Raw genomic sequence first — 20,714 nt, 5'->3', positions numbered from 1 at the left:
ATTTACCCTTAAAGTATCTGCGTCCCACGGTTCACCATGGACAAGCCCGTCCCGACGCGCCCCTGCCGATCCGTCGCCAGGCCGTTCCCGTCCTTTTCACTCATCATCAACGCCAGGAGATACCCATGACCACTCGCATCGCACGCACCACGCTAACCGCTCTTGCGCTGGCCTGCATCGCGACCGTCGGCCACGCCCAGCAGGGCAAGCTCAAGGTCGGCCTGATGCTGCCCTTCAGCGGCACCTATGCGGCGCTCGGCGTGGCCATCGAGAACGGCTTCAAGCTGCGCGTCGAGGAACAGGGCGGCAAGCTCGGCGGCCGCGAGATCGAATACATCAAGGTCGACGACGAATCGGACCCGGCCAAGGCCACCGACAACGTCAACAAGCTGATCAAGCGCGACAACGTCGACGTGATCGTCGGCACCGTGCACTCCGGCGTCGCGATGGCGATGGCCAAGGCCGCCAAGGAAAGCGGCACCGTGCTGATCGTGCCCAATGCCGGGGCCGACGCGGTGACCGGCCCGATGTGCGCGCAGAACATCTTCCGCAGCTCGTTCTCGAACTGGCAGCCGGCCTACGCGATGGGCGAGGTCGCAGCCAAGCAGGGCAAGAAGACCGCGATGACGCTCACCTGGAAGTACGCGGCCGGCGACGAGTCGGTCAACGGCTTCAAGGAAGGCTTCGAGAAGGGCGGCGGCAAGGTTGTGAAGCAGCTCACCGTGCCCTTCCCGAACGTGGAGTTCCAGGCGCTCCTGACCGAGATCGCGGCGGCCAAGCCCGATGCGGTGTATTCCTTCTTCGCGGGCGGCGGCGCGGTCAAGTTCGTCAAGGACTACGCGGCGGCCGGCCTCAACAAGAACATCCCGCTCTACGGCCCCGGCTTCCTGACCGACGGCACGCTGGACGCGCAGGGCGAATCGGCCCAGGGCATGCTGACCACGCTGCACTATGCCGACGGCCTCAACACGCCGCGCGACAACAGCTTCCGCACCGCCTACGCCAAGATGTTCAAGCTGCAGCCCGACGTGTACGCGGTGCAGGGCTACGACGCGGCGCAGATGCTCGCGATCGGCCTGGCGGCGACCAAGGGCGACATCAGCAAGAAGGCCGAGTTCGCAGGCGCCATCGAGAAGGCCAAGATCGACAGCCCGCGCGGCGCTTTCACGATCGGCAAGTCGCACAACCCGGTGCAGGACATCTACCTGCGCAAGGTGGAGGGCAAGGAAAACAAGATGGTCAACGTGGCCATCAAGGGCCTCGCCGACCCGGCCCGCGGCTGCAAACTCTGAGCGGAAAGTGACGACCTGTCGTGGACCTCGGTACCTTTCTAGTCCAATGCCTGAATTCGGTGCAGTACGGGCTTCTGTTGTTTTTGGTGGCCTCCGGACTGACGCTGATCTTCGGCATCATGGGCGTGATCAACCTGGCCCACGGCAGCTTCTACATGATCGGCGCCTACATGGCGTTCGCGCTCTCGCCGCTCTTCGGTGACCAGTTCATCGTGATGCTGCTGGCGGGCGTGGTGCTCAGCGCGCTCTTCGGTTATGCGCTGGAGTGGGCCTTCTTCAGCTACCTCTACCAGCGCGACCATCTGCAGCAGGTGCTGATGACCTACGGGCTGATCCTCGTGTTCGAGGAGCTGCGTTCGCTGCTCGTCGGCAACGACGTGCACGGCGTCAGGGTGCCGCCCTGGCTGGACGGCAGCTTCGCGCTCGGCGATCTCATGAGCTACCCGTGGTACCGGCTCTTCGCTTCGGCGGCCTGCGTGGTGCTCGCAGTCGGGCTCTACTACGTGGTCAACCGCACGCGCTTGGGCATGATGATCCGCGCCGGCGCCAGCAACCGCGACATGGTGCGCGGCCTGGGCATCGACATCCGCCGGCTCTACCGCATCGTGTTCGCGGCCGGCGTGGCGCTGGCCGCGCTGGCCGGCATGATCGCGGCGCCGATGTCCTCGGTCTATCCGAACATGGGCGCCAGCGTGCTGATCATCTGCTTCGTGGTGGTGGTGATCGGCGGCATCGGCTCGATCACGGGTGCGCTGGTCGCTTCGCTCCTGGTCGGCTTCGTCGACACCTTCGGCAAGGTCTTCTTCGCCGAGCTGAGCGGCATGGGGGTGTACGTGCTGATGGCCATCGTGCTGATCTGGCGTCCTGAAGGCTTGATGGGGCGCAAGACCTGACATGAAGCGCTTTTCGTACTTTCTTCCGCTGCTGTGCGCCGTCGCGCTCGCAGTCCTCGGCCCGATGCTGAGCCCCTATCTCAGCGACCTCGTGGTCAAGGTGATGATCCTCTCGATCTTCGCGTTGAGCCTCGAGCTGCTGGTCGGCATGACCGGCCTCGTGAGCCTCGGCCATGCGGCTTTCTACGGCATCGGCGCCTATGCCACGGTGCTGGGCTCCGGCAAGGATGGCGGCTCCATCGCCGTGCTGCTGCCGCTGGCCATGGGCTGCGCCGCCGGCTACGCGCTGGTGACGGGCGCGCTCAGCCTGCGCACGCGCGGCGTCTACTTCATCATGGTCACGCTGGCCTTCGCGCAGATGGCCTTCTTCGTGTTCCACGACACCGCGCTCGGCGGCGGCAGCGACGGCATCTACATGTACATCCGCCCGGCCATCGGCGCGCTCGACATGGAGAACCGCAGCGTGCAGTTCTACTTCGTGCTGGCCGCGCTGGCGCTCACCTACGGCTTCCTGGCGCTGATCCGCCGCTCGCGCTTCGGCGCCGCGCTGGCTGGCATCCGCGTCAACGAGCAGCGCATGCGCGCGGCGGGCTTTCCGGTCTACGGCTACAAGCTCGCGGCCTTCGTGATCGCGGGCGCGCTGGCCGGGCTGGCGGGCTTTCTCGTCGCCTCGCGCGACGGCGTGGTGAACCCCGAGCTGCTGGCCTGGCACAACTCGGGCGAGGTGCTCTTGATGATCATCCTCGGCGGCCTCGGCCACCTGCGCGGCGCGGTGATCGGCGCCGTGGCCTTCACGCTGCTGAAGGAACTGCTCTCCACCCATGCGCTGGTGGGGCCGCTCGCGGACCATTGGCAGCTCACGCTGGGTCTGGCCATCATCGCCTTCGTCGCACTGCTGCCCAAGGGCATCATCGGCATCGCATCGCGGCTCTCGCCGAAGGGGGCGGCCGCATGAGTACCCTGCTCTCGGTCGAAACGCTGACGCGCCGCTTCGGCGGCCTGGTCGCCGTCAATGCGGTGAGCCTGGACCTGCGGCGCGGCGAAGTCCATGCGGTGATCGGCACCAACGGCGCCGGCAAGTCCACCTTGATCAACATGCTCTCGGGCGAGATCGACGCCTCCGACGGCCGCATCACGCTCGACGGCACCGACGTCACCAAGCGCGCGCAGTTCCGCCGCGCGCTCGCCGGCGTCGGCCGCAGCTACCAGCGCACCACGATCTTTCCGGAGTTCACGGTGCTCGAAAACTGCCGCCTCGCCGCGCAGGCCGCGACGCCGCGGCCGTGGGCGATCTGGCAGGCCTCGACGCAGTGCGCAACGAGCAATGCCGCGGCGCGCGAAGCGCTGGAGGCCGCGGGGCTCACTGCGGTGGCCGAGCGCGTCGCCGGCACGCTGAGCCATGGCGCCAAGCGCCAGCTCGAAGTCGCGATGTGCCTGGCCACCAACCCGCGCGTGCTGCTGCTCGACGAGCCGCTGGCCGGCATGGGCGCCGAGGAGACCGAGCGCATGCTGGGCCTGCTCGCCAGCCTCAAAGCCTCGCACGCGATCCTGCTGGTGGAGCACGATATGGACGCGGTGTTCCGCATCGCCGACCGCATCACGGTGATGGTCAACGGCACCGTCATCGCGACCGGCGACCCGGCTTCTATCCGTCAGAACCCCGAAGTGCGCACTGCTTACCTGGGCGAGGACCACTGAGATGCTGCAGATCGAAGGCCTCAACACCTACTACGGCGACAGCCACATCCTGCGCGGCATCGACGTCGCGATGCCGGCGGCCACCTCGGTCGGCCTGCTGGGTCGCAACGGCATGGGCAAGACCACGCTGATCCGCTCGCTGATGGGCTACGTGCGTCCGGCCTCGGGCCGCGTGAAGCTCGACGGCGACGACGTCACCGGCTGGGCGCCCGAGAAGATGGCGCGCCGCGGCATCGGCTACGTGCCCGAAGGCCGCGGCATCTTCCCCAACCTCTCGGTGCGCGAGAACCTCGTGATGAGCGCACGCTCCGGCATCGACGGCAAGCGCGCTTGGACTTTCGATCGCGTGATGGCCACCTTCCCGCGCCTCACGGAGCGGCTCTCGCACGGCGGGCAGCAGTTGTCGGGCGGCGAGCAGCAAATGCTCTCGATCGGCCGCGCGCTGATGACCAACCCGCGCTTGCTGATCCTCGACGAGGCGACCGAAGGCCTGGCGCCGCTGATCGTGGCCGAGATCTGGCGCGTGATCGCGGACATCCGCACGACCGGCATCGCGACACTGATCGTCGACCGCGACTGGCGCAAGGTGCTGGCGCACACGGATCAGGCGGTGGTGATGGAGAAGGGCAAGATCGTGCGGCACGGGCCTTCGGCGGAGTTGCTGGCGGCGCCGGAGGTGTTGGAGGAGTTGTTGGGGGTGTGAAACGGGCGAGGCGCACCGAGATCCTCTGCGCAGATCCCAACGATCATGCGCCCGTCGTGAGCCCGAGATGGGAGAAGTTGCTCTGTGGTCGAATGCCGACCATAGGTATCCCTACTTCAACTCGTACCACACGCCCCGACCAGCGCCGCGCTGGGCCAAGCGGGCTTGTTCGACCAGGGCTCTGAAATGCTGCTTGAGCGTATTGCGATTGCCGCCGGCCAGCCGAATCGCATCCCCCATCGTGATGCGCCCATGCTCCCGCGCAAATTCGACGATCTGCAGTGATAGCTCGGGCAGCGCGGCCAGCACCAGCTTCTCGCGCTCCACCTTGCGAGCAAGACGACGAACCTGCTCAGCCAGCGCGCGCAGGAAGAAGATGAGCCAGGGCTGCCAGTTCGGCGACTCGGCGCGAATCGTTCCCTGCGTCTGGCGCAGCGCAAGGTAGTAGGCTTCCTTGCTCAGTTCGATCACGCTCTCGAGTGAGCTGTACGGGACATAGGCGTAGCCGGCTTGAAGCAGCAGCAAGGTGGTCAGCACCCGACTCAAGCGGCCGTTGCCGTCCTGAAATGGGTGGATTTCCAGGAAGACCACAACCCAGATGCTGACGAGCAACAGTGGATGGAGACGCGCGGCGTCGTGTTCGCCGTTGAACCAGACCACCAGTTCGGTCATCAGGCGTGGCGTGTCGAACGGCGTCGCGGTTTCGAAGACCACGCCCAGCTGCTTGCCGTTTTCGTCAAACGCGACGACGCTGTTCGTGGAGGTCTTGTACTTGCCCCGGTGCCACGCGTCCTTTTCGCTGTATGTGAGCAAGTCGCGATGCAGCTGCTTGATGTGGTTCTCGGTCAGGGTGATGTCCTGCCAGGACGAGAACACCAGCTCCATGACCTCGGCGTAACCGGCCACCACATCCAATTACACCCATTCCGGTGGCGCTGCGGTCGGCTGGGAAGACCCACTCATCAACCGGATTGCGTCCATTGACGCGCCGCGGCGATTCAGCTGCCAGGGGATCTTGCCTCAAGCCCGCCCACCTCCAAACTGCCGAACCTGCTTCCGCAACCCTTTCACGATGCGCTCCCAAATCCTCCCAGGAAACGAATCCGGCACCCTCCCCTCCACGCGCCCAATCGCCCCCTCCACCTCCCCCACCATTGCCTGCATCGCCTCCCACACCCCCACCCCACCGTTCTTCATCGCCAGCCCCTCCCAATGCCTAGCCTGGATCGTGTGAAGCGCATAGTGGGCATTCTTCGAGCGCACCGCCATCGCCAGCCCCGCACTCCGCCACCGAAACTGATTCGCCCCATCCCCGACATAGGGCCACACTGAGATCACGTCATACAGCGGCGTCATCGCATACACGTCCCCCTGCCCCAGAAAGATCGAGTAGTTCTTGGCATGCCCATCGGTCGCGGCCAGGAGCCAGAAGGCCAGCTGCGTCAGCAGAAAGGCCGTGCGATCGGTCTGCGCATCTGCGCTGCCAGCCAACACCTTCAGGCAGGCCTCCATGCCGGGGCCTCCATCCTTTTCGTACTTCTTGTCGGGCGGGTAACCCAGGGCCTGGCAGAAGTCCTCCTGCGGTAGTCGCGCGATCCACTTCTTGCCGTCCATCCACGCGCGGTCGAAGCGCTCGACGATCAGTACCTTCTGGCCGTCGAACTCCGCCATCTCGGTGTTAGCGACGGGCAGGCCCAGCTCGCGCAGGAGCTGCGCGCACAGCCATTCGTTCTCGACGGAGTCGGACAGGTCGACGCGCCGCGATCCGCCGACCAGTCCCAGCGGCAGCTTGAAGATGTGGGTCGTGGGTGTCGCACCGTGCGGCCGGCACCAGCGGCCGCGATAGCGGGTGAAGGCGGTCTTCTCCTGCGCGCCGGCGAGGGAGATGCGAAACAGGTCCTCGTCGTCCGCGGGCTGGCCCAAGGGGGTGTCGGAAGTCACGGCATGCAGCAGGCTGCGCAGCTTCGCGTCGCGCAGCGGTTCGCAGTCGACGCGGTCCCATCCTTGCGGCGCCATGCCTTCGGGCAGCAGCTGCACGGCGCCGACGCAGTCGCGGCCGATGGCCTCCAGCAGGGCGAAGGCCTGGGCGTCGCGGGTCCTGAAGCGCCGGCGCAGGCGCTCGCGGATGCGGTCGTTGTCCGGGAGCAGGTTTTCGAAGTAGTTGGCGACAACCCGGCCGCGGATCTCGCGCGCGCCGGTGATGGGCAAGGACAGCGACAGCGAACGGCGCTTGTCGGATTGCAGCCATTCGCTCGCGTAGCTCAGGACGTGGGTGCCGCGCGCGACCCGCCAGTGGCCGACGAGCTCGCCGTTCATCCAGATGCCGAGGGCGGCGCTCACCAGGAGCCCTTCTTCGGCGGGATGGTGAGGAGGGGTGTCGATGCGCGCTTCGAGGCTGTTTTTGCCGGCGGCTTCACGGTGGGCGGCTCCACTGCGGACTTCGAGCGGCGTGCGACGAGCGGCTTGGCCGCCTCCTGGCCTGGGTCAGGCTCGCGGGCCAGCACAGGTGCAGATGCCGCCGCGCTTTCTGCGCCCTCTCTCAGCACCAAGGTCGCGCCCAGGGCAGACAGAAGCTGCATGAGCTGGTCGACGCTGACCAGCCCCGGCCTGGCCTCGATCTCTGCCATGCGGGCCTGGCCGATGCCCAGCCGCTGGCCGAGCTGGGCTTGGGTCAGGCCGCGCTGCTTGCGCAAGGCACGCAGATGTGCGCGGAGTTGGTCGGCGAGTCGGACCGCGTAGTCCATCGGAGGCTTTCAGGGGGAATACAGAGGTATTGGCCTTGGCCGATGAAGACAATATATCGGTCTTGAGCGATATATGCAACATATCGGCCATGGCCGATATGCAGCGCGGCCGCCGCGCGAGCGCGAAAGCCCGCACTGCTGCGTGGCGCATGCCATACCGGACCATGAGGTCACGCAGATCCTCAATCTTGGGGGCGCGCTCTTTTTGCCTCGGCGTTCCAAATTGAAGCATCCGGGCTCGGCCCACTCCGCTGAAATCAGCTTGTCATCCTGCGGGGCTAGTTTGCTGCTGCTCAGCCGGCCGGCGTTATTCACCACCTACCAGGAAGACAGCCATGGGAAAGATTCTCAGCGCCTTCGCGTACGCCAACAATGAAGTGGCCTACATCGCCTGGGATGTGGACAACAAGATCGAGGGCTGCCTCGGCTTTGAAGTCACGCGCGTTTACCTGAACGCCGATGAAAGCGTCGTCGTGCGCAATGACGGCAGCGAAGACCGCGTGCGCTGCGCGAGCTGGGTCGGCTTCTCCGGCCAGCGCAATCCCCACTGGTTGCCGCAGCACACGGGGATCTGGCCCGTGCAGAAGCTCTCGTGGAGAGACCTCACGCTGCGCAAGAGACGCGATGAACTGAATCGCAGGCCCTCGGAGGTGTTCGTTCGGTACGAGATCCGGCCGGTCGGCGACCTGGAAGACGGCATGGAGCCCGCGCCCGACCCCACGCCGAAGACGGTGCGAGTGACCCAGCGTGACGACCACGGGCGCCCCGTCAAGGATGCCGAGGGCAAGCTGGTCAAGATCTCCGTCAAGGCCTACGAGGGCAAGCCCCGCCCGCTGGGCTATCTGGGCCCCGCGGTGCCTACTCTTCCGGTGCGGGTGACGAGCCGTCGCGGCGTTTTCCGCTCGACCTTCACCAACGGCATCCTTGCCGCACAGTGGCTGCGCAACGTGCTGATGGAGGACGGAGAGATCGAGCCGAACGAGTTGTTCGAGAAGATCTCGAACCCGGACGATCCCCACCGAAAGTACCTCGCCGGCGATGTGCTGCCGCTGCTCCACGAGCTGTTCGCCAGGCCCGGCGAGTTTCATCTCGCACTCTACGAGCTGGACGACAAGGAACTTGTCGACCTCTTGCTGGCGAACGCGCAGCGCATCCATCTCATCCTGGCCAACACCGGCAAGGACAACGGCGGATGGGATGGCCGGAACGCCGAGGCACGGGAACGCCTGATTGCCGCAGGGGCCGACATCCAGCACCGCATGTTCAACAACTCGACGCACATCGGCCACAACAAGTTCGTCGTGCACACGCCCCCCAATGGCGGGCCTCGCTCGGTGTTCACAGGGAGCACCAACTGGACATCCACCGGCGTGGCGGGCCAGACCAACAATGCGCTGCTGATCGAGGACGACGCGGGCGCGCAGGTCTTCATGGACTACTGGCAGCGCATGAGCGCGGACGCGCTGGAGATTCCGGACCCCTTCGGCGCCCCGATGTCGAAGAACCAGCAGAGTCTCGAGTTCCGGCGCTCGAATGAAGCCCCCGCGCGTCTGGCGCTCGCCAATGGCGCGCAGATCGAGCTCTGGTTCTCGCCCAACATGCAAGGACGCACGAAGGGAACGAAGACGCCACCGGACCTGAAGGAGGTGTACCGGCGCATGCGGCTGGCGCGCGAGGCCATCCTCTTCCTGGCCTTCTATCCCGGCCAGCGCGGCAACGACTGCATCATCGGCGAGGCCATCGACATCGGGCGCAAGGACGGACGTCTGATCGTCACCGGCGCCGTCTCCAGCGCCCAGGCCATGCCCAACTACGTGCCGGGCAAGAAGAACGATCCCGATGACGAAAGCGACGACGAGCCCGGCGAATCCCCGCGCACCTTCTTCGAGGACAAGGTCTCGATCGTGCGGGCGTCGCGCGTCGACGATAGAGCGATGCTCGGGGACTTCGGCGCGGAACAGCTGACCGCCAAGGGCGGAATCGGGGCCATCATCCACGACAAGCTGGTCGTGATCGATCCGCTGTCGCCGGACTGCACCGTCATCCTGGGCAGCCACAACCTGGGCTTCAAGGCCTCGTACTGCAACGACGAGAACATGGTGATCGTCAGCGGCGACCAGGCCCTGGCCGAAGCCTATGCCGTGCACATCCTCGACGTCTACGACCACTACCGTTTCCGGGCCGTGCAGGCGGAACGGCAGGAACAGCACAAGAAGAGCTGGTCCGGTTTCCTGGACACGGACGACTCGTGGCTGGAGGGCTATGTGGAGGATCGTCAGGGCGCGTTGATGCGCTACTTCGCGCGCGGCCGCCGGGCGTAGTCCCGGGCAGGCCGATTTCCATCTGCGCGCCGGCGTCTGAGAGTAGGCCGGCGGAGGCCCGGGCTCGTGTAGCGGCTCATGCGGCCTTCGGCTCAGGGAGGACTGCCGTCAATGCGAAGTCGACGAGATGGAGCCAGGTCGCTTCGAGGCCCATGATGCTGCGGTGGTCGGAGCCGGTGATGGTCTGCACGCTGATGGATGTTGGCCAGGCGGCGATGAGCTTCTGTGAACGCTCCGGCAGCACGACATCGTCCCACTCGGCCAGCAGGACCTGGGTTTTCGCCGCGACCTCCTTGCAGTGCGTCAGGGAGTTGAACTGGTGCCGCAGCAACAGGGAAAGTGGAACGAGCGGGAAGCGCTTCTTCGCCACCTGCAGCATCGAGTCGTATGGCGTGACCAGCTGCAGGCTCGAGAAGTCTTGTCGCGCCACAAGCTGAATGGCCACGCCCGTCCCCAGACTTCGACCGACGACGTGCAGGCGCGCGTGCGGGAAGGCCCGGCGCAAGTGATTGGCGAACTCTCTCGCGTCCTCGACGGAGGCGACCTCGGAGGGGTGCCCCTGCGAGTCGGCCACCCCCCGATAGTTGACCGCGGCGAAGCCGAAGCCTTCCGGAAGCCAGTGCAGCGCCTTTGCAGTGGCGCGGACATCCTCGCCTCGGCCCGCGAAATAGATGAACAGGTCCTGCAGCGCCTCCTCGCCCTGGGGGTGATAGACATAGCCGCGGACCATCCCGCCCGGCACGGTATGAGAGTACGTGGAAAAGTCGTCGGACAAGTGAACGACGGGATGCTTGCGAGCGTCGAAAAGGATGTGTCCCTGACGCGTCGCAAGGAGGGCCCAGTAGGCTGCGATGCCTCCAAGAGCAGCTGCCGAAGCCGAAAGTGCAACGCGAAAGACTTTGGATGACAAGGTTTGCTCCGGGGGAAGGGCCAGGATGTGTACCCCCGTAGTTTCACCTCGTTCCTTTGGACGCACCTGCCTGGGCTCAAAACCCGGGCGGCACCAAACGCTCCGGGTCGGCCAGGATCAAGGCCGCGCGGTACGCCGATCGCCCCGCTTCCTTGGTGAGCTCGCTCAGGTCGTTCCAATCCTGCAGGCGTTCGCTCGGAGACGGCGTCGCCGAACGGTTCAGAAGCAATTGCGTCACGCCCAGCAAGGCACTCGCGGACAGCAGGCAGAACTGCGCGGCCGATCGTTCGGGCTCTGCGGCGTATGCGTTTTTCTCAAGTCGGGCCTTGTGCGCCTGCTCGTCGATCGAAAGTGGAACGAGGTCCGTGTGTCGGAAGTGGGGAACGGCGCCTGTCGAAGCCTCGACTTCGGTAAGCAGCTGTTCGATCGCTGCCAGCGCGCGCTGAATGGACGGATTCTCGACAGGTTTCGGGCTCATGTTTTCGGGTGTGGCACACCGTTGCCAACGACTATCGCCTGCAACTTGGGAGAAATCGTGCGCGTGGCCCGTGACCTGTCCGCGCAGCGCGAAGATCCGGACCGGGTCATCGCCGTCGACGACGAAGACTCTCCCCGCTGCTAGCATGGCAGTCGATGTGCAGCCTGTTCAGGCGTACACGGGATCTGCGGTCCGCGCGGATCGGGCCGTCGCCGCCTTGCGCGCCGCCCGCTCGTCGGCCATGGCGCGCACGAGTGCGCGGTCGCCGGCGCGGGACGCGGCCTCGATGACCGTGAGATGCAGCAGATCGCGCTGGGCATGGCTGCCGCCGAGCGGACTGCTGGCCGCGAGCACGGGCAGCAGCAGTTCGACACAGCGCGCATACCGGCCGGCCGCGAAGGCTTGCAGGCCGCGGGCGGCAGGCAGTGCCACCGCGGCGGCAGCCTGTGCGCCGGGGCGCCACGCCGCATCGGCGATCGCGGCGATGCCCGCGTTCGACGCGCCTTCGTCGCCGGCCTCGGCCAGCGCCATCACGGCATGCACGTCGTTGAAGGCGTAGGAGCCCCAGGCGGCCTGCAGGCGCCAGCGTGCAGCGAGCGCCTGCCAGTGCTCCGACACGTCGACGCCGCGCAGGCCGAAGCGCCACAGCAGCGCGCTGGCATCGTCGAGGTTCAGGGCGATGGCTTCGGGCGCGGGGGCGACCGTGGCGTCGTAGAGCGCGAGCGCCGCGTCCATGTCGCCGTGCGCCATGTGCATCAGCGCGAGATGCCAATGGTTGTGGACGGCCATGCCGGAGTCGGTCGCCCAATGGCGCTGCGTGGCCTTCAGCCAGGTGAACCTGACGCCGCCGCAGTACCGCCGGCGCTTCGGCGGTCTGCGCGCGGTCCTGTCGGTGCACGGCAACGCTTGAGCGCGGCGGGCACAGAGCTTGCGGCGGGCCGGCGCATGAAGAATCCTTCCCCCGCCGTCGATCGCACCCGCCTGCTCGCAACGATCGAGCGGCTCTCGCCGCGCATGACGGAGATCCTGAGCGAATTCGTCGCGGCGCCCAGCCTGTCGGGCGCGGAGCAGCCGGCCGCCGACTTCTTCGAAGGCGCGCTGACCGAGCTGGGATTGGAGCCCGAGCGCATCGTGCTCGACAGCAGCCTGATCGAAGGCATGCCGCTCTTCTCCTGCCCGTGCGACCCCGACAACGGCCGCTACAACCTGCTGGCGCGCCACCTGCCGCGCATGGGCGGCGGGCGCTCCGTGCTGTTCAACGGGCATATCGACGTGGTGCCCACCGGACCCGAGGCGCTGTGGACCCGGCCGCCCTACATTCCATGGGTGAAGGACGGCTGGCTGCACGGCCGCGGCGCGGGCGATATGAAGGGCGGCCTGGTCTGCGCACTGATCGCCTACCAGGCCTTGCGCGAGATGGGCCTGCAGCCGGCCGGCACCGTCGGCTTCAACGCCGTGCTCGACGAGGAGAACACCGGCAACGGCACGCTCGCCACCGTGCACGCGCTGCAGAACGCGCTGGGCAAGGCGAAGCTCAGCGACTTCGATGCGGTGCTGATCCCCGAGCCCTTCGGCGAAACGCTGATGCGCGCGCAGGTCGGCGTGTGCTGGCTCTTCATCGACATCACCGGCCGGCCAGCGCATGTCGCCTACATGAGCAAGGGCGTCAACCCGATCGAGGCCGGCATCGCCATCATGGCCGACCTGAAGGCGCTGGAGGCCGAGTGGAATGCGCCCGAGCGCCGGCATCCGCTGTTTCGCGACGTGGAGCATCCGCTCAACTTCAACCTGGGGCGCATCGAGGGCGGCGAGTGGAACTCGTCGGTGCCTTGCACCTGCAGGCTCGGCATCCGCTTCGGCTTCTTCCCCGGCACGACGGCCGAGGAGGCCACGCTGCAAGTGACGCAACGCATCCGCGCCACCGCGGCCCGGCTCGATGCGGATCTCACGGTGGAGATCAACGCACGCGGACATTTCTCGCCGGGCTGCGAATACGAGCTCGACGCGCCGCCGCTGCGCATGCTGGCCGAGGCGCACGAGAAGATCACCGGCGCCGCGCCCAAGCCGCTCGCCTGCACCGCCACCACCGACGGCCGGCACTTCGCGCTGATGACCGACATCCCGGTGACCGTCTACGGCCCGCTGGCGCGCAACATCCACGGCATCGACGAAGCGGTCTCGCTGGACAGCATGAAGCGCGTGGCCGCCACCATGGCGCAGTTCATGGCGGACTGGTGCGGCGTCGAGCCGCTCGACACCTGACTCACAGCGTCGTCAGGACGCTATCCAGCGTGTCGACCAGCAGGTCCGCATGGGCTTCGCTAAACACCAGCGGCGGACGGATCTTCAGCGTGCTGGCATGCTCGCCGGTCGAGCTCAGCAGCACCTGCCGGTCGCGCAGCGCGTTGACGATGCGCGCCGTCTCGGCCGTGGCCGGTGCGCGCGTGGCGCGGTCGCTCACGAGGTCCACGCCGACGAACAGGCCGGCGCCGCGCACCTCGCCGACGAGCGCATGGCGCGCGGCGAGCGCCGTCAAACGCGCGCGCAGGTGCTTGCCGACGCGCTGCGCGTTCGCCATCAGGCCTTCGCGCTCGATCACGTCGAGCACCGCCATGCCGGCGGCCATCGAAACCGGGTTGCCGCCGAAGGTGTTGAAGTAGCGGCATTCGCGCGCGAAGGCGGCGAGCACCTCGGGCCGCACCGCCAGCCCGGCCAGCGGATGGCCGGCGCCGAGCGGCTTGCCCATGGTCACGATGTCGGGCACCACGCCGTGGCGCTGGAAGCCCCAGAAGGCATCGCCGGTGCGGCCCAGCCCGGGCTGCACTTCGTCGGCGATGAAGATGCCGCCGGCGGCGCGCACGGCCTCCACCGCCTCGGCCAGGAAGCCTGGCGGGTCGGTGAAGATGCCGTCGCTGGAGAACACGGTGTCGACCATCAGCGCGGCGGGCCGCATGCCATGCGCCTGCAGATCGGCGATGGCGGCGCGCACGCCGTCGGCGAAGGCCGCACCGCCGCCGTCGGGCGCCGGCACGGTGCGCACGGCGTCGCCGAGCTGCACGAACTTGCCGAGCGAGGGCGAGGCTTCGGCGATCGATGCGGTCACGCCGTGGTAGGCGAAGCGCGTGACGATCAGGCCACAGGCCTTGGTGTGCGAGCGCGCAATGCGCATCGCCAGGTCGTTGGCCTCGCTGCCGGTGCAGGTGAACATCGCGTGCGCGAGCTCGGCGGGCATCGTGGCGAGCAGGCGCTCCGCATAGTCGAGCACGCCTTCGTGCAGGTAGCGCGTGTGCGTGTTGAGCACGCCGGCCTGGCGCGCGATGGCTTCCACCACATGCGGATGGCAATGGCCGACCGAGGCGACGTTGTTGTACGCGTCCAGGTAGCGCCTGCCGTCGGCATCGTGCAGCCAGACGCCCTCGCCGCGGACCGGGTGCAGCGGCGTCTCGTAGAAGAGGCGGTAGGCCGGGCCCAGGACCCGCGCGCGGCGGTCCATGAGCGAGCGGGTCGCAGGAGGGATCGCAGAAGTTGAGGTCGGCATGTCAGGCCTCCATGTGCAGGCCGCAGGCGCGGCGGAAGACGGCGGTCGCGGTTTCGGCGCCGACGCGCTCGCAGGCCGCGAGGCGCGCCCATGAGAGCGGGTTGTTGCGCAGCAGGTAGGCCGCGTTCTCGGGATGGCGCGCCGCGCGCCAGCCGCTGATGGCCACCACCATCACCAGCCGCGCCGTGATCAGCGTGAACAGCAGCTCGACTTCGGCCGCGAGCAGCGGCCGCACGCCGTGGTAGGCGGCAACGAAGGGCGCGATGTCGGCCAGCGGATCGTCGCCGGTGCCGACCTGGTAGGCGGCCGCGACGGCCAGATCGTCGATCGCCGGCGCGCGCACCATGTCGCCGAAGTCGAGGATGCCGGCGATGCGGTCGGTGTCGGCCGGATCGACCAGCACGTTGTAGATGTTGAAGTCGTTGTGGATCGGCTGCGCGGGCAGCGCGGCGAGCCGTGGCTTGGCGTCGCGCTCGAAGCGGTCGAGTGCGCCCTCCGCCAGCGCGCGGCGCTCCGGGTCGGCGATGTGCGCGAGCAGGCCGCGCACGCTGTCGGCGCGCTGGATGTCCCAGGGCAGCGCGAGCTCGCCGGCGGGATGGTCGAAATCGCGCAGCGCAAGGTCGAGCCGCGCCAGCATGCGCGCGAGGTTCTGCTGTTGCCGCGGCGTGCGCGGCGCCTCGGGCAGCGGCAGGCCGGGCAGGTAGCTGAAGAGGCGCGCCACGCGCGGCAGGCCGTCTCCGGGATCGCAGAGGAAGGAAGGCTCGCCGCTCGATGCCGGCACGATGCGCTGCACCGGCAGCTGCGGGTCGGCAGCCGCGAGGTGCAGCAGCGCCTGGGTCTGGAAGTCGGCGACCAGCGCCGACTCGGCCGGATGCGAGATCTTCAGCATGAAGCGCGCGCCGTCGCCGGGCGGCGCCAGCAGGTAGTTGCGGTCGCGCTCGCCCGTCAGCGCGCGCAGCTCGCCCTCGATGCCCCAGCGCTCGCGCGCCAGCGCGCGCACCCAGGCATCGTCGAGTTCGGGCGAGCCCTCGCTCAGGACCTGCGCGTCGGTCATGCCGCGCCGGCGAAGCCGCGCAGCGCGCTCGCGATGTTGGGGCCGAGGTCGTCGGAGAGGTAGCCGCCCTCCTGCACCAGCACGGTCGGCAAGCCGAGGCGCGCGATCTCGGCCAGCAGAACCGCAAAGCCCGGCGTCGTGATCTTCATGCCCTTGTACGGGTCGCGCTCGTGCGTGTCGAGGCCCAGCGCCACCGCCAGCGCGCCGGGCGCAAAGGCGCGGATGCTGTCGCAGGCCTCGCGCAGCGCCGGCAGGTAGCCGTCGAGATCGGTGCCGAGCGCCAGCGGCTTGTTGATGTTGTAGCCCAGGCCCTCGCCCTCGCCGCGCTCGTGCGCATGGCCGGTGAAGAAGGGCGTGAAGTTGCGCGGGTCGCCGTGCAGCGAAATGGTCAGCACGTCGGCACGGCGGTAGAAGATGCCCTGCGTGCCGTTGCCGTGGTGCACGTCGATGTCGAGGATGGCCACGCGCGCGTGCCTGCTGCGCAGATGCTGCGCGGCGATGGCCACGTTGTTCAGGTAGCAGAAGCCGTTGGCGCGATCGACGTAGGCGTGATGGCCCGGCGGGCGGCACAGCGCATAGGCGGCACGCTCGCCGTCGAGCACCAGCTGCGCGGCGTGCGTCGCCATGTGGGCCGACGCAACGGCCGCCTCCCAGGTGTGGGGGCCGATGGAGCAGGCGTTGTCGCCCATGTGAAAGCCCGCTTGTCCGACCACGCTCTCGGGATAGCTGCAGGGCTGGCCCGGAAAGGGGTGGACGTTCGGCATCACCTCTTCCGAAGGGTCGTCCAGCAGCTGCCAGCGCGCATGGGCCGTCTCGAGGAAGCGCAGGTAGTCGGGCGTGTGGATGGCCGCGCGCGGGCCGGCGCCGAAGTCCTCGCAGGGGACGATCTCGTGGCCATCCTTGCGCACAGCGTCGAGCAGCCGGAAGGCGCGCTCGGGCTGCTCGTTGCTGCGCTTGAGCTTGCCGCGCACCATGAACAGCTGCGGGTCGTGCCCTTGGTGCGTGTCGGTGTAGACGACCTTCATCGAGGGGGTCCTTGAATTCAGGGGGTGGGGACGCCGTGCTGGCGAACGAACAGGGCGCGCACGTCGCGCCATGCGGATTCGATGTGCGTGCGCATCGCGGCCTTGGCGGCTTCGATGTCGCGGCGCACCAGCGCGTCGGCGATCAGCAGGTGGTTGCTGGCCACGGTCTCGGAATCGTCGACCACGGTGATGAGGGCGATGATCATGCGCAGCTCGGTCTGCGTGTTCAGGAAGATGCGGTGCAGGTGCGCATTGCCCGAGAGTTCGCTGATCAGCGTGTGCAGCGCGAGGTCGGTATCGATGCGCTCGTCCTGCGCCCGCGTGCGTGCCAGGCGCACCATGTCGTCGACCATCGCGCGCACGCGCGCCAGGTCGGCATCGCTGGCCTTGCGGCAGGCCAGCTCGATCGAAGTCAGCTCCAGGCTCAGGCGCACTTCGTACAGGTCGTCGATCTCCTGCACGCTGATGGTTCGCACCGCGAAGCCGTGGCGCGGCCGCGCGACCAGCACGCCCTGGCGCTCGAGCCGGCGCGCCGCTTCGCGCACCGGCGCACGGCTCACGCCCATGCGGCGCGCGATGTCGGCTTCGACGATGCGGCTGCCGGGCGCGAGGCGGCCTTCGACGATGGCGCGGGTGAGCTGGGCTTCGACCAGGCCGACCAGGTCGGTCGCCTCGACGGATTCGAAAAGAACGGTGTCGGAAGAGGAATTGAAAGCCATGTGTTTGTCTCGTCTTGTTGGAGCACCCGGGCTCATTCTTTCAACGGCTGCCGCGCCAGGTAGACGCCGGCCGCGATGATCAGCGCAATGCCCGACATCGCCAGGCCGTCGGGCGGCTTGTGGAACCAGAAGGTGCTGAAGGCCACCGCGAGCAGCAGCTGGAAATAGTTGAGCGGCGCCAGCGTCGAGGCCTCGACCCGCTCGAAGGCCGCCAGCAGCAGCCACTGCGCCGCGCCGCTGCAGGCGCCGCCGGCCAAAAGCAGCAGCACGGCGCCGGCCTCGGGGCGCTCGGCCGGCAGGAAAAGCGGCGCCGGCAGCGCGGTCGCGATCAGGCAGACCAGCGCGGTGTAGGCGTACTGCACGGGGCTCGCGACCCTGCCCGCGAGCCGGCGCGTGAGCAGCTGGAAGACGGCGTAGCAGACGGCGGCGATCGCCATCAGCACGGTGCCGAGCCACGGCAGGTCGCTGCCGGGCCGCACGATCAGCAGCATGCCGGCAAAGCCGACGACCACGGCCACCCAGCGGCTGCGCTGCACCTGCTCGCCCACCAGCCAGGGCGACAGCGCGACCATCAGCAGCGGCGCGGTGAAGTAGATGGCCGTGGCCTCGGCCAGCGGCATCCAGATCAGCGCCGTCATGAAGCAGGTGGCCACGGTCGCCAGCATCGCGCCGCGCAGCAGCAGCAACTTCTTCTGCGGCGCGCGCCAGATGCGCAGGTCGCCGTGGTGCAGCAGCATGGCGAGAGCGATGCAGATCACCGACAGGTAGCGCATCAGGTTGACGAAGGGCGCCGGGTAGAACTGCAGCATCTTCTTGCAGAAGGCGTCGTAGGAGGCGAAGGCCACCAGCGCGCAGAAGAAGAGCGCGATGCCGGCGCTCCTCGACCCCGGGGCTCGCAGTGCGGCGGTGGTCATCACCGAAGCGCCTCGAAGCCGCGCAGAAAGTGGTCCAGCGCCGAGCCGATGGCCTCCACCATGTAGCCGCCTTCCTGGACGATCACCGTGGGCAGGCCCAGCGCGCCGATCTTCTCGCCGATGCGGCGGTAGGCGTCCAGGTCGAGCCGCAGCACGCTGATGGGGTCGTCCTTGTAGCTGTCGAAGCCCAGCGCGAGCACGAGGGCCTTGGGCGCGAAGCCGCGCAGCGCCGCCAGTCCCTGGTCCACCGCTTGCAGGAAGAGCTCGTTGCCGGCGCCGTGGGGCAACGGCAGGTTCAGGTTGCAGCCCTCGCCCGCACCGCTGCCGCGCTCGTGCGCATAGCCGGTGTAGAACGGGTAGTAGCCGCTCGGATCGGCATGCGTCGACACGGTCAGCACGTCATCGCGCGCATAGAAGATGTTCTGCGTGCCGTCGCCGTGATGGGCATCGAGGTCGAGCACGGCCACGCGGCCATGGCGCTCCCGGAGGCGCTGCGCGGCCGCCGCGCTGTTGTTCACGTAGCAGAAGCCGCCCGCGCGGTCGCGGTGCGCGTGGTGGCCCGAAGGCCGGCACAGGGCATAGGCGGCATCGCCGCTGTCGAGCACCGCGTCGGCCGCCGCCACCGCGGTGTGCGCCGAACGCAGGACCGAGCGCCAGGTGTGGGGGCCGATCGGGCACGAGAGGTCGCTGATGTAGTAGCCCGTGCGCGCCACGATCGACGGCGAGGGGCAAGGCGCGCGCGGCACGCCCGGCGTGCCGCCGTGGTACGGCGAAAGATTGGGCAGCACTTCGATGCCCGGCTCGACGCCCGGCAGCTTCAGCGCGCGCCACAGCGCGTACGCCGTTTCGAGGTAGTCCAGATAGTCGGCGCTGTGCACGCCTTCGAGCGGCGCGCGGCCGTAGTCCCGCGGCTGCACGAGTTCGATGTCGCGTGCGGCCAGCGCGTCGCGCAAGGCGTGCGCGCGGGTCGGCAGATCGGCCGGCTTGCTGATGCGGCCCAGGCGCATGAACTGCTGCGGGTCGTGCAGCAGCTGCTCGTCGGTGAAGAAGGCCTTCATGCCATCGACGCTTCGAAGCCGACCAGGGCGCGGTCGAAGCGCTCGAACATCTCGTCGATCTGCGCGGCGCTGATGACGAGCGGCGGGCAGAAGGCGACGGCGTCGCCCATGGCGCGCACGATCAGGCCCTGTTCCAGCGCGAGTTCGGCCACGCGCGCGCCGGCCTTCTGCGCCGGATCGAAGGGCGTGCGCCGGGCCGGGTCGGCGGCGAGTTCGATCGCGCCGATCAGGCCCACGCCGCGCACCTCGCCGACATGCGGGCGCGCTGCGTAGCGCTGCAGGCCCTGCTGGAAGCGCGGCGCCAGCGCCTTCACGTGCGCGAGGATGTTCTCGTCTTCGTAGACCTGCAGCGTTTCGAGCGCGATCGCGCAGGCCACCGGATGGCCCGAGTAGGTGAAGCCGTGGCCGAAGGTGCCGATCTTTCCGCTGTTGGCGGCCACCGCCGCATGCACCTTCTCCGACACCATCACGGCCGAGATCGGCACGTAGCCCGAGGACAGCGCCTTGGCCGCGGTCAGGATATCGGGTCGCAAGCCGAAGGTGGTGGAGCCGAACATCTCGCCGGTGCGGCAGAAGCCGCAGATCACCTCGTCGGCGATCAGCAGCACCTCGTACTTCGCGAGCACCGCCTGCACCTTCTCGAAGTAGGTGGCCGGCGGCACCAGCACGCCGCCCGCGCCCATCACGGGCTCGGCGATGAAGGCGCCGACGGTCTCGGGGCCCTCTTCGAGGATGCGCTTTTCCAGCGCATCGGCCAGGCGCGTGGCAAAGGCTTCCTCGCTTTCGCCGGCCTCGGCGTAGCGGTAGTGGTGCGGGCAGTCGACGTGCAGGATGCGAGCGATCGGCAGGTCGAAGTCGCGGTGATTGGGCACCAGGCCGCTCAAGCTGGCCGCTGCCACGGTGACGCCGTGGTAGGCATTGCGGCGCGCGATGATCTTTTTCTTGTCCGGCTTGCCGATGGCGTTGTGGTAGTACCAGACCAGCTTGACCGCGCTGTCGTTGGCCTCCGACCCGGAGTTGGCGAAGAACACCTTAGACATCGGCACCGGCGCGAGCGTGAGCAGCTTCTCGGCGAGCGCGATGGCCGCCTCGTTCGAGCGGTGGTTGAAGGTGTGATAGTAGGGAAGCGAGCGCAGCGCCTCGCTGCCGGCCTTGGCCAGGCGCTCGTTGCTGAAGCCCAGCGAAGCGCACCACAGGCCCGACATCGCCTCCATGTAGCGGCGTCCCTGGTCGTCCTCCACGAAGATGCCGTCGCCGCGCCGGATCACCAGCGGCCCGACCTGGGGATGGGTGGCGAGGTTGGTGAAGGGATGAAGGTGCGCCGCGATGTCGTGGGCGGCGTTGTCGGCGTGGGTGGATGGGTTCAT

General features: G+C 68.0%; 22 protein-coding genes. 9 read left to right on the top strand and 13 right to left on the bottom strand.

Annotated elements, in window-relative coordinates; genetic code table 11:
* The first annotated feature begins 125 nt into the window (after positions 1-125).
* From ACSQ86_RS00575 to ACSQ86_RS00555, 5 genes are read left to right on the top strand one after another with little or no spacing between them, the layout of a single operon-like run.
* Entirely contained in the window at positions 126-1,292 is a 1,167-nt protein-coding gene (locus ACSQ86_RS00575) for an ABC transporter substrate-binding protein (RefSeq protein WP_436308300.1), read from the top strand.
* Positions 1,293-1,312: 20 nt separating this feature from the next.
* Positions 1,313-2,185, top strand: a complete 873-nt coding sequence (locus ACSQ86_RS00570) for a branched-chain amino acid ABC transporter permease (protein WP_436302303.1) — start codon at positions 1,313-1,315, stop codon at positions 2,183-2,185.
* A gap of 1 nt (position 2,186) precedes the next feature.
* Positions 2,187-3,140 (top strand): branched-chain amino acid ABC transporter permease, encoded by a 954-nt coding sequence (locus tag ACSQ86_RS00565; protein WP_436308299.1) that lies wholly within the window; start codon positions 2,187-2,189, stop codon positions 3,138-3,140.
* The gene (locus ACSQ86_RS00560; RefSeq protein ID WP_093104603.1) at positions 3,137-3,883 is read left to right on the top strand and encodes an ABC transporter ATP-binding protein; all 747 of its coding nucleotides are present in this window, start codon (positions 3,137-3,139) and stop codon (positions 3,881-3,883) included. The genes ACSQ86_RS00565 and ACSQ86_RS00560 overlap by 4 nt, the downstream gene beginning before the upstream one ends.
* 1 nt (position 3,884) lies before the next feature.
* Entirely contained in the window at positions 3,885-4,586 is a 702-nt protein-coding gene (locus tag ACSQ86_RS00555) for an ABC transporter ATP-binding protein (protein WP_093104604.1), read from the top strand.
* A 111-nt stretch (positions 4,587-4,697) separates the two neighbouring features.
* Here the strand turns inward: ACSQ86_RS00555 and ACSQ86_RS00550 are convergent, their stop codons facing one another.
* From ACSQ86_RS00550 to ACSQ86_RS00540, 3 genes are all read right to left on the bottom strand, one after another.
* Positions 4,698-5,495 carry a Fic family protein gene (locus ACSQ86_RS00550; protein ID WP_436310241.1) on the bottom strand — a complete coding sequence of 266 codons (798 nt, stop codon included), beginning with the start codon at positions 5,493-5,495 and terminating at the stop codon, positions 4,698-4,700.
* Positions 5,496-5,606: 111 nt separating this feature from the next.
* Positions 5,607-6,929, bottom strand: coding sequence for a type II toxin-antitoxin system HipA family toxin (locus ACSQ86_RS00545; protein WP_436310240.1), 1,323 nt, complete (start codon positions 6,927-6,929; stop codon positions 5,607-5,609).
* Positions 6,923-7,330, bottom strand: a complete 408-nt coding sequence (locus ACSQ86_RS00540; protein WP_436302300.1) for a helix-turn-helix domain-containing protein — start codon at positions 7,328-7,330, stop codon at positions 6,923-6,925. Before ACSQ86_RS00540 ends, ACSQ86_RS00545 begins: the two co-directional genes overlap by 7 nt.
* Before the next feature lie 73 nt (positions 7,331-7,403).
* Here ACSQ86_RS00540 and ACSQ86_RS00535 point away from each other — a divergent pair, with 73 nt between their 5' ends.
* Complete coding sequence (locus tag ACSQ86_RS00535) at positions 7,404-7,706, top strand: hypothetical protein (protein ID WP_436302299.1); 303 nt, start codon at positions 7,404-7,406, stop codon at positions 7,704-7,706.
* The gene (locus ACSQ86_RS00530; RefSeq protein WP_436308298.1) at positions 7,666-9,651 is read left to right on the top strand and encodes a phospholipase D-like domain-containing protein; all 1,986 of its coding nucleotides are present in this window, start codon (positions 7,666-7,668) and stop codon (positions 9,649-9,651) included. Before ACSQ86_RS00535 ends, ACSQ86_RS00530 begins: the two co-directional genes overlap by 41 nt.
* A gap of 76 nt (positions 9,652-9,727) precedes the next feature.
* On the opposite strand, the gene ACSQ86_RS00525 is transcribed toward ACSQ86_RS00530, so the two are convergent.
* The 3 genes from ACSQ86_RS00525 to ACSQ86_RS00515 form a co-directional block, all read right to left on the bottom strand.
* Positions 9,728-10,561 carry an alpha/beta hydrolase gene (locus ACSQ86_RS00525; RefSeq protein ID WP_436308297.1) on the bottom strand — a complete coding sequence of 278 codons (834 nt, stop codon included), beginning with the start codon at positions 10,559-10,561 and terminating at the stop codon, positions 9,728-9,730.
* Positions 10,562-10,637: 76 nt separating this feature from the next.
* Positions 10,638-11,186, bottom strand: coding sequence for a hypothetical protein (locus ACSQ86_RS00520; protein WP_436302296.1), 549 nt, complete (start codon positions 11,184-11,186; stop codon positions 10,638-10,640).
* A gap of 21 nt (positions 11,187-11,207) precedes the next feature.
* The gene (locus ACSQ86_RS00515) at positions 11,208-11,828 is read right to left on the bottom strand and encodes a hypothetical protein (protein ID WP_436302295.1); all 621 of its coding nucleotides are present in this window, start codon (positions 11,826-11,828) and stop codon (positions 11,208-11,210) included.
* Here ACSQ86_RS00515 and ACSQ86_RS00510 point away from each other — a divergent pair.
* Together ACSQ86_RS00510 and ACSQ86_RS00505 are read left to right on the top strand one after the other, a co-directional pair.
* Complete coding sequence (locus ACSQ86_RS00510) at positions 11,827-11,949, top strand: hypothetical protein (RefSeq protein WP_436302294.1); 123 nt, start codon at positions 11,827-11,829, stop codon at positions 11,947-11,949. The two genes, ACSQ86_RS00515 and ACSQ86_RS00510, sit on opposite strands and share 2 nt — an antisense overlap.
* Positions 11,950-11,984: 35 nt before the next feature.
* Positions 11,985-13,301: an ArgE/DapE family deacylase gene (locus ACSQ86_RS00505; RefSeq protein WP_436302293.1), complete on the top strand. Its 1,317-nt coding sequence runs from the start codon at positions 11,985-11,987 to the stop codon at positions 13,299-13,301.
* 1 nt (position 13,302) lies between these two features.
* Here ACSQ86_RS00505 and ACSQ86_RS00500 read toward each other — a convergent pair whose 3' ends face one another.
* Genes ACSQ86_RS00500 through ACSQ86_RS00470 form a run of 7 tightly spaced genes read right to left on the bottom strand, consistent with a single transcriptional unit; the run spans position 13,303 to position 20,714 of the window.
* Positions 13,303-14,577 (bottom strand): aspartate aminotransferase family protein, encoded by a 1,275-nt coding sequence (locus tag ACSQ86_RS00500; protein WP_436308296.1) that lies wholly within the window; start codon positions 14,575-14,577, stop codon positions 13,303-13,305.
* Between the two features lies 1 nt (position 14,578).
* Positions 14,579-15,631 (bottom strand): phosphotransferase, encoded by a 1,053-nt coding sequence (locus ACSQ86_RS00495; protein WP_436308295.1) that lies wholly within the window; start codon positions 15,629-15,631, stop codon positions 14,579-14,581.
* Complete coding sequence (locus tag ACSQ86_RS00490; protein ID WP_436308294.1) at positions 15,628-16,656, bottom strand: histone deacetylase family protein; 1,029 nt, start codon at positions 16,654-16,656, stop codon at positions 15,628-15,630. The genes ACSQ86_RS00495 and ACSQ86_RS00490 overlap by 4 nt, the downstream gene beginning before the upstream one ends.
* 17 nt (positions 16,657-16,673) lie before the next feature.
* Positions 16,674-17,375, bottom strand: coding sequence for a GntR family transcriptional regulator (locus tag ACSQ86_RS00485; RefSeq protein WP_093104628.1), 702 nt, complete (start codon positions 17,373-17,375; stop codon positions 16,674-16,676).
* Positions 17,376-17,407: 32 nt separating this feature from the next.
* A complete protein-coding gene (locus ACSQ86_RS00480) occupies positions 17,408-18,292 on the bottom strand; it encodes a DMT family transporter (protein WP_436308293.1) in 885 nt (294 codons plus the stop codon).
* Positions 18,289-19,347 (bottom strand): histone deacetylase family protein, encoded by a 1,059-nt coding sequence (locus ACSQ86_RS00475; protein WP_436308292.1) that lies wholly within the window; start codon positions 19,345-19,347, stop codon positions 18,289-18,291. Before ACSQ86_RS00475 ends, ACSQ86_RS00480 begins: the two co-directional genes overlap by 4 nt.
* Positions 19,344-20,714 carry an aspartate aminotransferase family protein gene (locus ACSQ86_RS00470; protein WP_436308291.1) on the bottom strand — a complete coding sequence of 457 codons (1,371 nt, stop codon included), beginning with the start codon at positions 20,712-20,714 and terminating at the stop codon, positions 19,344-19,346. The genes ACSQ86_RS00475 and ACSQ86_RS00470 overlap by 4 nt, the downstream gene beginning before the upstream one ends.

The organism is Variovorax sp. LjRoot130 (assembly GCF_964253755.1).
Taxonomy (GTDB): Bacteria; Pseudomonadota; Gammaproteobacteria; order Burkholderiales; family Burkholderiaceae_C; genus Variovorax.
The sequence above is the reverse complement of the archived record's forward strand: the minus strand, read 5'-3'. Positions and strand labels throughout refer to the sequence as shown.

Bases quoted from the DNA above. Each gene is read 5' to 3' on its own strand.
- ACSQ86_RS00515 (WP_436302295.1), bottom strand. From the start codon at position 11,828: ATGGCCGTCCACAACCATTGGCATCTCGCGCTGATGCACATGGCGCAC.
- ACSQ86_RS00475 (WP_436308292.1), bottom strand. From the start codon at position 19,347: ATGAAGGCCTTCTTCACCGACGAGCAGCTGCTGCACGACCCGCAGCAG.
- ACSQ86_RS00560 (WP_093104603.1), top strand. From the start codon at position 3,137: ATGAGTACCCTGCTCTCGGTCGAAACGCTGACGCGCCGCTTCGGCGGC.
- ACSQ86_RS00490 (WP_436308294.1), bottom strand. From the start codon at position 16,656: ATGAAGGTCGTCTACACCGACACGCACCAAGGGCACGACCCGCAGCTG.
- ACSQ86_RS00510 (WP_436302294.1), top strand. From the start codon at position 11,827: ATGCCGGAGTCGGTCGCCCAATGGCGCTGCGTGGCCTTCAGCCAGGTG.
- ACSQ86_RS00575 (WP_436308300.1), top strand. From the start codon at position 126: ATGACCACTCGCATCGCACGCACCACGCTAACCGCTCTTGCGCTGGCC.
- ACSQ86_RS00555 (WP_093104604.1), top strand. From the start codon at position 3,885: ATGCTGCAGATCGAAGGCCTCAACACCTACTACGGCGACAGCCACATC.
- ACSQ86_RS00505 (WP_436302293.1), top strand. From the start codon at position 11,985: ATGAAGAATCCTTCCCCCGCCGTCGATCGCACCCGCCTGCTCGCAACG.
- ACSQ86_RS00500 (WP_436308296.1), bottom strand. From the start codon at position 14,577: ATGCCGACCTCAACTTCTGCGATCCCTCCTGCGACCCGCTCGCTCATG.
- ACSQ86_RS00535 (WP_436302299.1), top strand. From the start codon at position 7,404: ATGCAACATATCGGCCATGGCCGATATGCAGCGCGGCCGCCGCGCGAG.
- ACSQ86_RS00520 (WP_436302296.1), bottom strand. From the start codon at position 11,186: ATGCTAGCAGCGGGGAGAGTCTTCGTCGTCGACGGCGATGACCCGGTC.
- ACSQ86_RS00540 (WP_436302300.1), bottom strand. From the start codon at position 7,330: ATGGACTACGCGGTCCGACTCGCCGACCAACTCCGCGCACATCTGCGT.
- ACSQ86_RS00495 (WP_436308295.1), bottom strand. From the start codon at position 15,631: ATGACCGACGCGCAGGTCCTGAGCGAGGGCTCGCCCGAACTCGACGAT.
- ACSQ86_RS00470 (WP_436308291.1), bottom strand. From the start codon at position 20,714: ATGAACCCATCCACCCACGCCGACAACGCCGCCCACGACATCGCGGCG.
- ACSQ86_RS00565 (WP_436308299.1), top strand. From the start codon at position 2,187: ATGAAGCGCTTTTCGTACTTTCTTCCGCTGCTGTGCGCCGTCGCGCTC.
- ACSQ86_RS00485 (WP_093104628.1), bottom strand. From the start codon at position 17,375: ATGGCTTTCAATTCCTCTTCCGACACCGTTCTTTTCGAATCCGTCGAG.
- ACSQ86_RS00530 (WP_436308298.1), top strand. From the start codon at position 7,666: ATGGGAAAGATTCTCAGCGCCTTCGCGTACGCCAACAATGAAGTGGCC.